The sequence below is a fragment of the Seohaeicola sp. genome, from assembly GCF_048006315.1.
In the GTDB taxonomy this organism is placed as follows: domain Bacteria; phylum Pseudomonadota; class Alphaproteobacteria; order Rhodobacterales; family Rhodobacteraceae; genus Seohaeicola.
Genome location: NZ_CP180350.1, coordinates 968460 through 983021 on the forward strand (window position 1 = coordinate 968460; position 14562 = coordinate 983021).

Genomic DNA, 14562 nt, shown 5'->3' on the forward strand with positions numbered 1-14562 from the left:
TGCTGCTGATCATGGCCTGGGCCCTTGGCTCGGGCTATCCGGTCGCCTTCGCGCTGCCTGGTGCAGCCATCATCTCGATCGGTCTTGCCGCTGGCGCAGGTTATCTGTTCGGCGGCGGCACCGACGCCTATTTCCACTCGGGCGGGCCGTCGCAATGGCTGTCTGCGGGGGTGACCAACCTCCGAGGGGTCTATTGGGAGGTGGATCGAGATACGCTGATCGCCATTCCATTGTTCATCTTCATGGGCATCATGCTGCAGCGCTCCAAGATCGCCGAGGACCTGCTGGTCACGATGGCCAAGCTGTTCGGCCCGGTGCCGGGCGGTCTGGGCATTTCGGTGGTTTCGTGGGTGCGCTACTTGCGGCGACAACGGGGATCGTGGGCGCCACCGTGGTGGCGATGGGCCTGATCTCGCTGCCCGCGATGCTGCGCAACAACTATTCGCCTTCGCTGGCCTCGGGGACGATCGCGGCCTCTGGTACGCTGGGGCAGATCATCCCGCCCTCGATCGTGCTGATCATCCTGGCCGACCAGCTGGCTTCGGCCACCGATCAGGCCTCGACCATGCGCAAGCTTCTGCACAAGGAAGCGACGGGCGAGCTGTCGATGCCGTCGGTCTTCGACGTCTCCTCGACCAGTGCGGGCGAGATGTTCCTGGGCGCGCTGGTGCCGGGAATCCTGCTGGTGCTGATCTACATGGCCTACATCCTGTGCTATGCCATCCTGAACCCGAAAAAGGCGCCTTCCGTCCCGCGTGACGAGGAATTCAGTCTCGCGTTCTGGGGCAACGTGGCGCTGACCCTTATCCCACCGCTGACCCTGATCTTCCTGGTGCTTGGCTCGATCATCGCGGGTGTCGCCACCGTGAACCAGGCAGGGGCCATCGGCGCCGCCGGGGCCATGATCATGGCGGGCTACAGGCTGGGCGACAACGGTCCGCGCACCTTCGTGCCCGCGATCATGGCGCTGGTCGGTCTGGCCATCATCGCCTTCGCCCTGGCCAATTACCCGATGAACCTCAAGGCGGCATCGACGCCAGAGGACATGACCGGCATCTATATCGGCATCTTCGGCACCGGCTTGATGATCATCTCGCTGATCTGGTCCGGCCTGCGGATCATGCGGATCGAGGACACGCTGACCGGTGTGATGCTGGAAACAGCCAAGACGACATCGCTGGTCTTCGTTATCCTTCTGGGTGCCGCAATGCTGACGGCGGCCTTCCGTGCCTTCGGCGGTGAAGAACTGGTGCGGGACTTCCTGACCGGCCTGCCCGGCGGGTTCTGGATCCAGTTCCTGATCGTGATGCTGGTGATCTTCCTTCTCGGCTTCTTCCTCGATTTCATCGAGATCGCCGTGGTGGTGGTGCCGATCGTGGCACCGATCCTGCTGGCTGATCCCACCGCCAATATCACGGCCGTATGGCTGGGCGTGATGATCGGTCTGAACATCCAGACATCCTTCCTGACGCCACCGTTCGGATTTGCGCTGTTCTATCTGCGCGGGGTCGCCCCCGCCGCCGTGAAGACGATGCAGATCTACAAGGGTGTGGTCGCCTTCATCACGCTGCAGTTGATCGCCTTGCTGATCGTGGGACTTTACCCGCCGCTGGTGAACTATCTTCCGAACCGGTCAAGTTACCTGTCGGAAACCTCGCCACCGCCGCGCAACCCGCGCCTGCAATATTGCATGGATGACTATGTCCTTGCCGGCATGCAGTCGGACGGCGCACGCACCAACAACGCGATTGCAGCACTGGCCGCGCTTGACCTTTCGTCGCTTCCCGACGATCTGGCCCGCGACCTGCGCCGCGCCGCGGATGACGCTGGCGGCTTCTCGGATGCCGTGGCCCAGATCCCGGTGACCATCGCCGCGGTTCAGGCTGCTGCGGGGGATTACCGCCCGGTGCAGGAACAGGTGCGCAGCATCGAAAAGCGCGTGCGCGACCTGCAAGCCGATCTGGACGACGTGAATCGTGAAATGGGCCGCGTCCGCGAGGCCATCAGCGAAGAGCGCGGCCGCCGGATGGAGATCCGCAAGGCCGAGCTTGAGGCCGCGATTGCAGCGCTTCAGGCCCAGATCCCCGAAAACTGGGATCCGGTGCATGACACGTTCAAAGAGCTGACCGATGCCGAGGAAACGGCACGTGTAACGATGCGCCGCATCGGCGACAGCAGCTTCGAGGCCGTGGCCGAGGTGGTGGCCGTGCTGAACGGGACCCCCGCCTTCAACGCCCTGGGCGAGCCGCTGCGCGGTCTGCGTGCGGCCGTGGAAACCGGCGAGCCCGAGGCGACAGCCGCCGCACTCGACGAGCTGGCAACCCAGTTCCGTGACGTGGAAGGGGCCGGTGACATCCGTTCGGATCTGGGTGCGGCACGCCGCGTTCTGGAACGGACGCCGGATGACCGCGAAAAGGCGCTGGAGGAGTTCGACAGCGCCCTGGCCGAGTACGAGGCACAGGCCACGTGGCGCGCCGCGGCAACCACAGCGGTCCTGCCCGGGCTTCAGGCCTTCCTGAACGACACCAAGACGACCCTTGGCGTCCGGTTCGAGCCAAGCCTGACACGCGATCAGGGTATCTTCCTTGCAAGCTGCACGGCAAAACATCGCAGCCTGTCGCTGAGCTTCTGACGCGACAGACATCGCCACAAAAAAAACCGCGCCGGATCACTCCGGCGCGGTTTTTCTTTGTGCCTGTGGCGGCGCAGGCTGGATCAGGCCGCCCCGCGCGCCGCGGCATAGGCGATGAATGCGTCGAAACTTTGCGGGTTCGCCATGGAATCGCGGTTCACGACCTTTGCGGGATCTCCCCCCAGCAGCAGCTTTTTCACCGGCACCTCCAGCTTCTTGCCCGACAGCGTGCGCGGCACCTCGGCCACTTGCATGATCTCATCGGGCAGGAACCGCGCCGAGACCGATTGCCGGATCGCATCGCGGATCTGGCCCCGCAGCACGTCATCCAGCACCAGCCCCTCACGCAACACGACGAAGAGCGGCATGAAACTGTCGCGGCCCAGGAATTCCAGGTCGATCACCAGGCTGTCCAGAACCGCGTCCAGCCCCTCGACCGCGCGGTATATCTCGGAACTGCCCAGCCGCAGCCCCCGCCGGTTGATCGTGGCATCGGACCGCCCATAGATCACCGATCCGCCGTCAGCCGTGAACTCGATCCAGTCGCCATGCCGCCAGACACCGGGATAGGTGTCGAAATAGCTGTCATGCAGGCGGGATCCGTCCTCGTCGCCCCAGAAGAACAGCGGCATCGACGGCAGCGGTTCGGTGCAGACCAATTCGCCCACCTGCCCGATCACCTCCTGCCCCGCCTCGTCAAAGGCGCGCACCGCATTGCCAAGCGCGCGGCACTGCATCTCGCCCGCGCGCACCGGCATCATCGGATTGCCGCAGACAAAAGCCCCGGCAAGGTCCGTGCCCCCCGAAATCGGCGCCAGCCAGACATCGCGCTTCACCTCGCCATAGATCCAGTCATAGCCTTCCTGGCTCAGCGGCGATCCCGTCGCCCCGATGGACCGCAGCGCCGACAGGTCCAGCTCTGCCCCCGGACGGATACCCGCTTTCTGGCAGCCCATGAAAAACGCAGCCCCCGCCCCGAAATAGGTCAGCCCCTCGCGCGCCACCATGCGCCAGGCCTCCAGCATGTCGGGATGATTGGGGGCGGCATCGAACAGAACGACAGCAGCCCCCTGCCCCAGTGCGGTCCATTGCGCGTTCCACATGATCCAGCCGGATGACGTGATCCAGCAGAACCTGTCCTGCGCGCTCAGGTCCTGATGCAGCGATTGCTTTGCCGCCTCCAGCATCACACCGCCATGGCCATGCACGATGGGCTTGGGGTTGCCCGTCGTTCCCGATGAATAGACGATCCACAAGGGATGCAAGAACGGCACCTGCCGGATCACGGGCACCTGCGGCACCGCCTCCATCACCGCCCAGGGCGTCCAGCCCTGCGGCACATCGCCCAGCGTCGGCACCATCACGCGATGCTCCAGGGTCGGCAAGCCCGCAGCGATACCGGCCAGAATCTCGCGCCGGTCGATGCGCTTGCCCGCATGGACATAGCCATCCTGCGCGATCAGTACCTTCGGTTCGATCTGACGGAACCGGTCAAGGATCGCCACATGCCCCATGTCGGGCGCACAGAGCGACCAGACCGCCCCCAACGAGGCCGTCGCAAGGAAAGCCACAAGCGCCTCGATCGCGTTGGGCAGAACCGCGACCACCCGGTCGCCCTGCCCCACGCCCATGTCGCGCAACGCAGCCTGTGCCGCACCGACGCGCGCTTGCAGCTGGCCCCAGGTCAGCACCTGCCGCCCGAAGGTTTCGGATTGCAGGATCACAGCATCCTCCGCGCCGCGCGTCGCGGCATGGCGCAAGATCTGGGCGGCGAAATTCGTCTCGGCGCCGGGAAACCAGTCGGCGCCGGGCATCTTGCGTTCGGGCAGAACCTCGGACCAGCCTGCGATGGGCAGATCGAAAAAGCCGATGATCGCGGTCCAGAACCCGTCCAGATCGGTGACGGACCATTCCCAGAGCGCGTGATAATCCGCGAATTCCAGCCCCCGCTCGGCCTTCAGCCAGCGGATGAACTGCGCCAGCCGCGCGGCATCTGCCCGCGCGGCATCGGGTTCCCACAGGATGGGGCGCGCCTCGGTCATGGTGATCCTCCCTTGATCGTCTGCTGCGCAAGCTTCCATGCCCACGCCCGACGTTCAAGAGGCTGATGCCATCACTTGCCCTGCAACATCGCCTCGATCAGCCGCTGCACGCGCAGCGCCTCTTCCAGCGTGGCCAGACGGTGCGGACGGCCTGCGATCATCGCCTCCAGATCGTCAAGCTGCGCCCGCAGGCTGGTGCTGCGCGGATCAAGGTTCGTGGGGGTCACACGTTCGAACGCCCCCCCGTCCGAGGTGGACACCGCATAGAAATCCGCAACGCGGTGGCTGCGCAGGCTGCCCTTGACCGTGAATTCCTGCCGGTCTGGCTGTGCCCCGCCGACGCTGGCCAGCACGGACACCGCCTGACCGGCAGCATTCTCAAGCCGCGCCAGCATATGCGTTTCGCAAAGCGTCGGATCAGCCGGATAGGTTGGCCGCGCCCAGACCAGCGACAAGGGGCCGAGGATGCGCTCGGAAAAGAACAGGAAATGCGAGATCACCTCGCGGGTCATGCCGCCCTCGTCGCGCAGGCGCAGCCAATCGGCGGCCTGCTGCCAGGCGCGCGGCCATGCGCCATAGGTCACGACGATATCGACGCCCGCCAGATCGCCCATCGCGCCCGCTCGCGCCTCGGCCGAGATATCGGTCAGCGCGGCCCCGGCCGCCTGGGTGAAATTGACCGCCGCCGGCACGCCGGACGCGGCGATCCGTTCCACAAGATCGGCGCTGGCCGCGATATCGACACCCAGCGGCTTTTCGAGGAACAGCGCCTTGCCCAGCGCCGCTGCGGCAAGGGCGTATTCCTTGCGCGGCCCCGGCGGGCAGGCCAGATAGACCACATCGGCCCCCGAGATCGCAGCCGCGGCGCTGTCGCAGATCGTGGCACCGGGCGCCATGTCACGTGCAAGGGCCGCGTTGTCCGCATTCGGATCCCACAGGAAGGCCGGATCGTAGCCGGGATGCAGTTGCATATGCTCCAGCATCCGCCGTCCCATGATACCCAAACCGATGATTGCCGCCTTGATCGCCATGCGCTGTCCTCTTTGTCAGTCCACCGGTCCCGATGTCCCGGCGCGCCACGCTATCGCGCCGCGCGGCGCACGACCAGAGCAAAGCGGTTTTTCGCCGGGGCAAGGGCGCCGATCCAACCGGCGCGCCGACCGTTTCGGTAGACTTCACGGCGCTTGCCTGCTATCGCGCGCACCTGTCCCGCCGAGGTCGGGACGCACAAGGGTGATCCGGGCATGAAACGCATTCGACTGTGGAAACTGAAACGCGAGTTGCGCCGCGCCCTGCCGAAGACGCTGGAAACCCTCGCCGAACCGTTCCGCTACCTGACATTCGTGCCGCTTTATGACTTTCGCAAATCGCGGCTGATGCGCGTGACGCAAGGGGCGCTGCCGCAGGGACGCGAAATCGCGGTCTATCTCATCTTCGCGCCGGACGGTGTGCAGGGATCGCATCTGCACATGCTGTCCGAACTGGCGCGCGCCGGCATCAGCCCCCTGGTGGTGTCCAACCTGCCGCTGTCGGATGCAGATCGCGCGTCCCTTTGCGCCTGCGCCTGGCGCGTGATCGAGCGTCCGAATGTCGGCTATGACTTCGGCGGCTACCGCGATGGCATCCTGTCCATCGCCGATCTGCTGCCCACACTCGACCGGCTGTGGATCCTGAATGATTCCGCCTGGCTGGTGGACCAGACGCCCAGCTGGTTCGACGAGGCACGCGCCATGGGGCGGGACTTCGCGGGGTCGGTGTCGAACTACGGCATCGCCAAGATCGACATCCAGGATCACACCGAGATCGTCTGGCAGTTCAACCCCGCCCATCGCAAGTTCCATTACGTGTCGAACGGCTGGTGTATCGGCGCGGCCATCCTGCGCGATCCCGCTTTCCTGCGGTTCTGGAAGCGGCTGCAGATCCGGCACAGCAAGCAGCTGACCGTCCGGCGCGGCGAGATCGGCTTTTCCCAATGGGTGATCCGGCGCGGGTTCTCGCATGGCGCCACGCTGGAAATCGACAGGCTCGATGCGGAACTGGCCGCCCTCGATCCGGCCCGGCTGGATGAGGTCGCCCGCCACCTGATGATGATCGACGTCGGGTTCGAACCGGTGAAGGCCGCGGTGCTTGCCCTTGATCCGGCCACGGAAACGGGCCGCCGCGCCCGGATCACCCTGTGCCTAACCGCCGTGGCGCGCTTTGGCACGATCATCGCCATGCCGTTTTACAACCAGCGTTTCCGCCGCCTGCCCTTCTTCAAGAAATCGGTGTTTTCCGGCTCGCCCCAGACCGTGCAGATTGCGCTGGACACGCTGGCGATCCTGCCGGGGGAGAACGGGCACATGATCCTGTCCGAGGCCCGCGCACTGGCCCAGGCCAAGGGAAAACTTGCCAGCCAGCCCGAGGATGCCCCCTCGGTCACAGGCTGAAAGCCCTAACCCTGCGCGTCGAAATGCGCGCGTGCCATGCGCGCCAGCCTGTGGCGATAAAGCGGGCGCTGGATCTCGCGCTTGATCTTGGACCAACCCGGCGTCTTGTGCCCGATGGTGCTGCCGCCCAGTTCGCCGGATCGCTCGCTGATCCCCGATGGCCAGACCGACAGTACACGTGCCCCATGAATCCATGGCATCTGCAGCAGGCAATCGACAGGACGATCAAAAACCCGGGTCGCCGCCAGCAGCTTGATGGCGGCGTTGCGGGTCACGATCTGGGCCTGCATGCCCAGGGCAACCTCGCGGGGGCGGCGCAGGACGATATCGCCGTTCCGGGCGACCTCTTGCCCTTCGTCTTCCCTGCGCTTGTAGGGAAAACGGATGAAATCCCCGTCCGCCATCGCGGGCATGGCAAGATCAAGCGCCGCCGCAAAACCGCTGCGATCAATCTCCACGTCATCCTCGAGGATGAGTGCCGCATCCAGATCCTGCTCCACGATCATGGTCCAGCATTTGCGGTGGCTGCGAAAACAGGCCACTTCGGAGTCGCGCAGCGCATAGGGATAGCGCGGCATCAAAAGGCCGGGTTCATAAAGGCCCCATGCCTCGGCCCCGGCACCCGGGGGATCACGCGCATCAATCGCCGAGACGACCCTGGCCGGGAAAGGGGATGCATCACACAAGGTATCTACCTGGGCCTCGCGCGCCGTGGCGCGATCAAGATGGATGACAAAGGTCATATGCCCGGTGTCCGGCCGGGGTTTTCCGTTGTCTTCCTTCATGACGCGCGCCTTCCAGCTTTCATATCGGCCGCCCCGGACTCTGCCCCAATCGTCAGGGCGGGGCAATGGGGCGCGGATGCGCAAGCCGCCGCTGCAGCCGCTGCCCGGCCTTGCAACGGCGGCCAAGACCTGACAGGTTGCAGCCCTGAAATCGCCCGGCGCGGACCCGTGGCATCCCTGAAGGCAGTCAGATGGACCCGGTCAATATTCTCTGTGTGAAATGGGGCACCAAGTATGGCCCAGACTATGTAAACAAGCTGGCGTCGATGGTGTCGCGCAACATGTCGCGCCCCTATCGCTTCGTCTGCCTGACCGATGACGCCACGGGCATTGATCCCTCCATCGAAACCCATCCCCTGCCGGCCATCGGCATTCCCGAATTCGACGCCGCCACCGGCTGGACCCGGCTTCATGGCTGGCTGAAGGTCACGGTCTTTGCCGCGCCCCTTTACGACCTGACCGGTCCCACCCTGTTTCTGGACGTGGACATCGTGATCACCGGTCCGCTGGATCCGTTCTTCGATCCACCGGGCGAGTTCATCGTGATCAAGGAGTGGGACAAGCGCGACGAGACGGGCAATACCTCGGTCTTCCGCTACACGGCTGGCGCGCATGGCGACCTGATCGCGCATCTGGCCGGATCGCTTGACAGCGCGCAGGGCGATTACCGCAACGAGCAGGAATTCGTGACCTCGTATTTCTCGCGACAGGGCAAGATGAGCTACTGGCCCAAGGGCTGGTGCGTCAGCTTCAAGCGTCACTGCATGCATCGCGGGATCATGGGGTTCTTCAAGCCCGCACGCATCCCCGAGGGGGCCAGCGTCGTGGTGTTTCACGGCAAGCCGAACCCGCCTGACGCAATCATCGGGCGCAGCGGCAAGTGGTATCGCCGGGTGCTGCCGGTCGCCTGGGTCGATGAGCTGTGGCGCTGAGGCATAGGGCGCGGCATGGCGGACATCACAACAGCCCGGAACGGTGGCGAGGTCATCTGGCATGATGCGGAACTTGTGCCAACCTTCGAGAATGGCCTCTTCGATCCCGACTGGCTGGCGCATACAGGGTGGCTGACCGGCAGCTCGACCGGGCGCAACACCGCATGGTTCCTGCGCCACGATGGGCGCGACATGGTGCTGCGGCATTACTGGCGCGGCGGCATGGTGGGCCGGATCGTCAAGGACCTGTATCTGCGCGAACCCGTTGATCGCAGCCGGGCGATGCGCGAATTCACCCTGCTGGACTGGATGCATGGCCAGGGTCTGCCGGTGCCGCGCCCGGTGGCCGCCCGTTTCAGCCCATTTGGCCCCTGGTACCGCGCTGATCTGCTGATGGAGCGCATCCCCGACACCCGTCCGCTGGCCGATTGTCTGGCAGAAGGACCTCTATCGGACAGGGACTGGATGCGGATCGGGGCCGTGATCGCCCGGTTTCACAAGGCCGGCGTGCATCATTCCGACCTGAACTGCCGCAACATCCTGCTGGATGGCGCGGGCGGCATCTGGCTGATCGATTTCGACAAATGCGAACGTCGTCCGCAGGGGGGCTGGGCGCAAGAGAATATCCGCAGGCTGGAACGCTCGCTGATCAAGGAAAAGGGCAAGGTCCCCGGCCTGCACTGGACCGACAGGGATTGGCAGGCCTTGCTAGTAGGGTATCGTGTCATCTCCGCTCCGCCTGACATAAAGTTTGACGCATGAGACATGCCTCCCCATCAGGGTCGATGCCTTTTCCCGCAAAACCGCTTGCGCTGGCAGATCTGGCACCAATGGCCAACGGGCAGGATCGGCTTGTCTATCATCACCCGGACTATCCCGATCTTCTGTTCAAGGCGCCGAAATCGCTGCATGCGGCACTTGGCCAAACCGAGGGCACGGCGATCCGGCTTGTTCTGTCTGATCTTGGCAACTTCCGGCGGCTGATGCTGAAACTGGCGCCCAAAACCCTGTGGCACCCGTTCTTCAAGGAAAGCGATTGCTATCTGCGCGCGCGCCTTGTCGGCATCGCAACCGATGACCTGCCGATCCCGAACCTTTACGGCTTTTGCGATGCGGACATCGGCCCTGTGCTGGCGGTGGAACGGATCGCGATGCCCGGCCAGATGCTGGGCCGGACACTGAAATCCATCGCGGCCAAGGGGCCGCTCGATGCCGGGATGGTGGCCCTGCTGGACCAGTTCGCCGAACGCATGTTTCGTCACGGGATCGTCGCGGGCGACATGACTGCGGCGAATATCGCGCTGGGGCAACGCGGCGGTGCGGATCAGTTCGTGCTGATCGACGGCTTCGGAGACATCCATGCAATCCCGTTCCGGTCGGCGTCGGCACGGCTCAACCGGATTGCGATGATCCGCAGCTTTCACAAGATGGCGGGCCGTATCGGGCTGGGTTTCGACGCGGCGCGGCTGCGCTTCAGCGCCTCGTCTCGCTGATCCGGTCCCACAGCGTCAGCCGGGCGAATTCCGCCGTGATCGCGACCGGATCATAGCGTGTGGCGATCCAGTCCTCGAAACCGATGCCGCTGGCCGTGTGATCGGCCTCGAAGGCCGCGACCATCCGGTCCAGCACGCCCGTCGACGACCAGCTCCAATGCCCGAAACGCCGCGACAGCATGGCGGCGGCCTCAGCCACCGGGCGGCCCTCGATCGCCAGCAGATAGATGGCGCTGGCCAGCCCCGTGCGATCGGCGCCCGCACGGCAATGCAGCAGGAACGGTTTCTCGATGCGCCGCAACAGCGCGATCAGGGCCAGCACCCGGTCGGGCGTGGGCAGGCGATGCGCGCTCATGTTGAAGCTGTGAAACCGCAGCCCCAGCGCGGCGCAGGCGTGGCGCTCTGCCCGGTACGGCGCGCCCCCGTCGCTGCCGCGCAGATAAAGAACCGAGACAAGGCCCTGCGCCTTCATGCGCGCCAGCCGGCGACGGTCAGGCTGGTTCGACCGGAACACGCCGGGCGCCACGGTGGCGGCATTCGCCCAGATCAGGCGTATCACGCCCTGGTCTATCCAGAAATTGTGCAGCCGGTCACTCAGGCGGCTCAGGCGGTCCTGCTCAGGCATCTGGTGCGCCGCCCTTCCAGCGGCGGTGAATCCAGAACCACTGGTCGATATTCTGCTCGATCCGGGCCTGCAGGCTGTTGTTCAGGGCCTGCGTCATCTCGACAGCGGTCGAATGGGGGATCGGCGCTTCGAACACCGCGTCGAAAGACAGCCCGTCCTTGCGCCGGATGCCATAGCAGGGCACCAGCAGCGCATCGTACTTGAGGGCCATCTCGGCGGCGGACAGGGCCGTCATCGCGGTCTGGCCCATGAAATCCAGCGGCTCGCCCTTGTGCATGTGCTGGTCGATCAGCATGGCCACAGTGCCGCCGCCGCGCAAAAAGCGCACCATCTCGCCGATGCCGCGCCGCCCCCTTTCGAACAGGGGTGTGCCGATGGTGCTGATGTTGCGCAGGTAATAGCTGTTGAAATACGGGTTGTTCAGCGCCCGGTAGATGCCGCCCACGCGAAACCCATGCGCGATGGTGCCTGCACGGATCACGTCGTAATTGCCGAAATGCCCCGACACCAGGATGATCGGCCGGTTCTGCGCCTTGGCCTGCAGCATCGCGTCCCAGCCCGGCCCGCTGACCGGTGCCGCAAGCGCACGCTTGCGCAACCCCTTGGGCGACAGCAGTTCCATCGCCATGCGCCCGATGTTGCGAGATGTGGCCGCTGTCACCGCGGTCCGCTGGGCCTCGGGCATGGCCGGAAAGATCAGCCGCAAGTTATCCTCGATCCGCCTGCGGTAACCCGCCAGCGGGGCCACGAGGCGCGCAAAGACAAGGCCCCCCAGCCGGACCCGCAACCCGTAGGGCAGCAGCTTGAGTGCGCCGACGAAGGCCAGAAAGACACCGTATGGCGCAAGATCGGACATCCGGGCCGCAAGGTCCCGGAACCGTTCCTGATTGTCGCTCGCCATGGTCTCTCCTGCCCGCGGGGTCACCGGAAGCGGCCCCAGCGGACCGCCCTGCCCTGACATACTACCGGACCGGCAGCGGGGTAAAGCCTCCGTCAGGGGGAACCGGCTTTGCCGCGCAACCAGTGGCACGGCGGGATCGGCGCGGCACCTTATGGAAATGGCACGCCAGCCTGCGCTGGCGTGCCATCCCCGGTATTGCCGTCGTGCCGTTATGCCAGATCGAAACGATCGGCGTTCATCACCTTGGTCCAGGCCGCGACGAAATCGCGGACGAACTTGGGCTGGGCGTCGTCCTGGGCATAAAGCTCGGACAGGGCGCGCAGCTGCGAATTCGCACCGAAGGCCAGATCGACGCGGGTGCCGGTCCACTTCACGGCGCCGGTCTTGCGGTCACGCCCTTCGAACAGCTGCTCGTCCTTGTCGACGGGCTGCCATGCGGTGCCCATGTCCACGAGGTTGACAAAGAAGTCGTTCGTCAGCTGGCCCGGACGGGTCGTGAACACGCCATGCGCCGCGCCACCGTGGTTGGCACCCAGAACGCGCAGGCCGCCGACCAGAACGGTCATCTCGGGTGCGGTCAGGGTCAGCAGCTGCGCCTTGTCGATCAGCAGGCCCTCGGCGGGCACGCTGTAGACATCCTTGGCGTAGTTGCGGAAGCCGTCGGCGATGGGTTCCATCACCTCGAAGCTGTCAACGTCGGTCTGTTCCTGGCTGGCGTCCATGCGGCCGGGGGTAAAGGGCACTTCGATGTCAAAGCCCGCGTCCTTTGCGGCCTTTTCGATCGCGGCAGAGCCGCCCAGCACGATCAGATCGGCCAGGGACACTTTCTTGCCGCCCTTTGCGGAGGCGTTGAATTCGGCCTGGATGCCTTCCAGCGCGCCCAGCGCCTTGGCCAGCGCCTCGGGCTGGTTGACCGCCCAATCCTTCTGCGGGGCCAGACGGATGCGGGCGCCATTGGCACCGCCGCGCATGTCGGAGCCACGGAAAGACGAGGCCGAGGCCCAGGCCGTCTGCACCAGTTCGGATACCGACAGCGCGCCCAGCAGCTTGCCTTTCAGCGCCGCGATATCGGCCGCATCCACCAGCGGGTGATCCACGGCCGGGATCGGATCCTGCCAGATCAGGTCCTCGGCGGGGACTTCCGCGCCCAGGTAGCGGGCTTTCGGCCCCATGTCGCGGTGGGTCAGCTTGAACCAGGCGCGGGCGTAGGCATCGGCGAACTCTTCCGGGTTTTCCAGGAAGTTGCGCGAGATGGGTTCGTAGATCGGGTCCATCTTCAGCGACATGTCGGCGGTGGTCATCATCGGCGGATGCTTCTTCGAGGGATCGTGCGCATCCACGACCATGTCTTCTTCCTCGCAGTCGATCGGGTGCCACTGATGCGCGCCTGCGGGGCTTTTCGACAGCTGCCAGTCATATTTGAACAGCACCTTGAAATAGCCCATGTCCCAGGTCGTCGGGTTCGGCTTCCATGCACCTTCGATGCCGGATGTGATCGTGTCGCCGCCCTTGCCGGACCCATGGGTGCTGATCCAGCCAAGGCCCATCTCGTGCATCGGGGCCGCTTCGGGCTCGGGGCCGACCAGGGCCGCGTCGCCTGCACCGTGCGATTTGCCGAAGGTGTGGCCACCGGCCACCAGCGCCACGGTTTCATAGTCGTTCATCGCCATACGGCCGAAAGTCTCGCGCACGTCGCGGCCCGAGGCCACCGGATCGGGGTTGCCGTTGGGGCCTTCGGGGTTGACGTAGATCAGACCCATCTGCACGGCGGCCAGCGGGTTTTCCAGCTCGCGTTCGCCGCTATAGCGCATGTCGCCCAGCCAGCTGTCTTCCTTGCCCCAATAGATGTCTTCCTCGGGCTCCCAGATGTCGGCGCGACCGCCGCCGAAGCCGAAGGTCTTGAAGCCCATGGTCTCCATCGCGACGTTGCCCGCCAGGATGAACAGGTCCGCCCAGGAAATCTGGTTGCCGTATTTCTGCTTGATCGGCCACAGCAGGCGGCGCGCCTTGTCAAGGTTGGCGTTGTCCGGCCAGCTGCTGGTCGGTGCGAAACGCTGCGAGCCGGTGCCGCCGCCCCCGCGACCGTCAGCGGTGCGATAGGTGCCGGCGCTGTGCCAGGCCATGCGGATGAACAGACCGCCGTAATGGCCCCAGTCAGCTGGCCACCAATCCTTGCTGTCGGTCATCAGCGCGGCCAGATCGGCCTTCAGCGCCGTGAGGTCCAGCTTCTTGAATTCCTCGGCATAGTTGAAGGCCTCGCCCATCGGGTCGACCTTGGACGAATGCTGGCTGAGGATCTTGAGGTTCAGCGAATTCGGCCACCACTCGCGATTCGTGCGGCCCTTTTGCGTTGCATTCGGGTTGATTGCCGAATGCATGACCGGGCATTTGCCGATGTCATTTCCGTCCATGTTTCTCTCCGATTCTGGTTGATGTCGTGCCCTGGAACGGGGCGCGGGGGCTGTCACCCGGGACAAAACAGGGGGCAGAGGCAACTGGTGCCCGCCGCATCCCCATCGATCGACCCAAGCTATACTGGAATCATTCTAACAAACCAGAGCGATCAGTTTAAGTTGCATTTTGTGATCATAATTATAATTTCAAGTTATCGCCCGGCGGCGTTCACCAGATCTTTGCCAATTGCCCGGAAAACCGGTCAGCAGGGCCGCGGGTGATATCGGAACTGCGCGCTCCTGCCGCATACCAGTCAAAGCTGCGCATCA

At 64.8% G+C, this 14562-nt stretch carries 11 protein-coding genes and 1 pseudogene; 6 read left to right on the plus strand and 6 right to left on the minus strand.

All coding sequences use genetic code 11. From position 1 onward, the window contains the following. Positions 1–11: 11 nt before the first annotated feature. A pseudogene (locus ACMUJL_RS04875) lies at positions 12–838 on the plus strand (TRAP transporter large permease subunit); the annotation flags it as partial. Positions 839–1120: 282 nt separating this feature from the next. Next, complete coding sequence (locus ACMUJL_RS04880; RefSeq protein ID WP_416914437.1) at positions 1121–2632, plus strand: SLC13 family permease; 1512 nt, start codon at positions 1121–1123, stop codon at positions 2630–2632. A gap of 83 nt (positions 2633–2715) precedes the next feature. On the opposite strand, the gene ACMUJL_RS04885 is transcribed toward ACMUJL_RS04880, so the two are convergent. Beyond that, positions 2716–4674 (minus strand): acetoacetate--CoA ligase, encoded by a 1959-nt coding sequence (locus ACMUJL_RS04885; protein WP_375570059.1) that lies wholly within the window; start codon positions 4672–4674, stop codon positions 2716–2718. 71 nt (positions 4675–4745) lie between these two features. Beyond that, the gene (locus ACMUJL_RS04890; protein WP_375570057.1) at positions 4746–5705 is read right to left on the minus strand and encodes a Gfo/Idh/MocA family protein; all 960 of its coding nucleotides are present in this window, start codon (positions 5703–5705) and stop codon (positions 4746–4748) included. 213 nt (positions 5706–5918) lie between these two features. On the opposite strand from ACMUJL_RS04890, the gene ACMUJL_RS04895 reads away from it, so the two are divergent. Further along, positions 5919–7103 carry a rhamnan synthesis F family protein gene (locus tag ACMUJL_RS04895; protein WP_375570055.1) on the plus strand — a complete coding sequence of 395 codons (1185 nt, stop codon included), beginning with the start codon at positions 5919–5921 and terminating at the stop codon, positions 7101–7103. Between the two features lie 5 nt (positions 7104–7108). Here the strand turns inward: ACMUJL_RS04895 and ACMUJL_RS04900 are convergent, their stop codons facing one another. Then, positions 7109–7846 carry a glycosyltransferase family 25 protein gene (locus ACMUJL_RS04900; RefSeq protein ID WP_375570053.1) on the minus strand — a complete coding sequence of 246 codons (738 nt, stop codon included), beginning with the start codon at positions 7844–7846 and terminating at the stop codon, positions 7109–7111. Positions 7847–8079: 233 nt separating this feature from the next. On the opposite strand from ACMUJL_RS04900, the gene ACMUJL_RS04905 reads away from it, so the two are divergent. From ACMUJL_RS04905 to ACMUJL_RS04915, 3 genes are read left to right on the plus strand one after another with little or no spacing between them, the layout of a single operon-like run. Further along, complete coding sequence (locus ACMUJL_RS04905) at positions 8080–8820, plus strand: glycosyltransferase (RefSeq protein WP_375570051.1); 741 nt, start codon at positions 8080–8082, stop codon at positions 8818–8820. Between the two features lie 15 nt (positions 8821–8835). Then, positions 8836–9582 (plus strand): 3-deoxy-D-manno-octulosonic acid kinase, encoded by a 747-nt coding sequence (locus tag ACMUJL_RS04910; RefSeq protein ID WP_375570049.1) that lies wholly within the window; start codon positions 8836–8838, stop codon positions 9580–9582. Further along, positions 9579–10313 carry a YrbL family protein gene (locus tag ACMUJL_RS04915; protein ID WP_375570047.1) on the plus strand — a complete coding sequence of 245 codons (735 nt, stop codon included), beginning with the start codon at positions 9579–9581 and terminating at the stop codon, positions 10311–10313. Before ACMUJL_RS04910 ends, ACMUJL_RS04915 begins: the two co-directional genes overlap by 4 nt. Here the strand turns inward: ACMUJL_RS04915 and ACMUJL_RS04920 are convergent. From ACMUJL_RS04920 to katG, 3 genes are all read right to left on the minus strand, one after another. Further along, a complete protein-coding gene (locus ACMUJL_RS04920; protein WP_375570045.1) occupies positions 10294–10938 on the minus strand; it encodes a tyrosine-protein phosphatase in 645 nt (214 codons plus the stop codon). The genes ACMUJL_RS04915 and ACMUJL_RS04920 overlap by 20 nt on opposite strands. Then, positions 10931–11839 (minus strand): lysophospholipid acyltransferase family protein, encoded by a 909-nt coding sequence (locus ACMUJL_RS04925; protein ID WP_375570043.1) that lies wholly within the window; start codon positions 11837–11839, stop codon positions 10931–10933. Before ACMUJL_RS04925 ends, ACMUJL_RS04920 begins: the two co-directional genes overlap by 8 nt. A 209-nt stretch (positions 11840–12048) precedes the next feature. Then, positions 12049–14250: a catalase/peroxidase HPI gene (gene katG / locus ACMUJL_RS04930; protein WP_068294793.1), complete on the minus strand. Its 2202-nt coding sequence runs from the start codon at positions 14248–14250 to the stop codon at positions 12049–12051. Between the last annotated feature and the right edge of the window lie 312 nt (positions 14251–14562).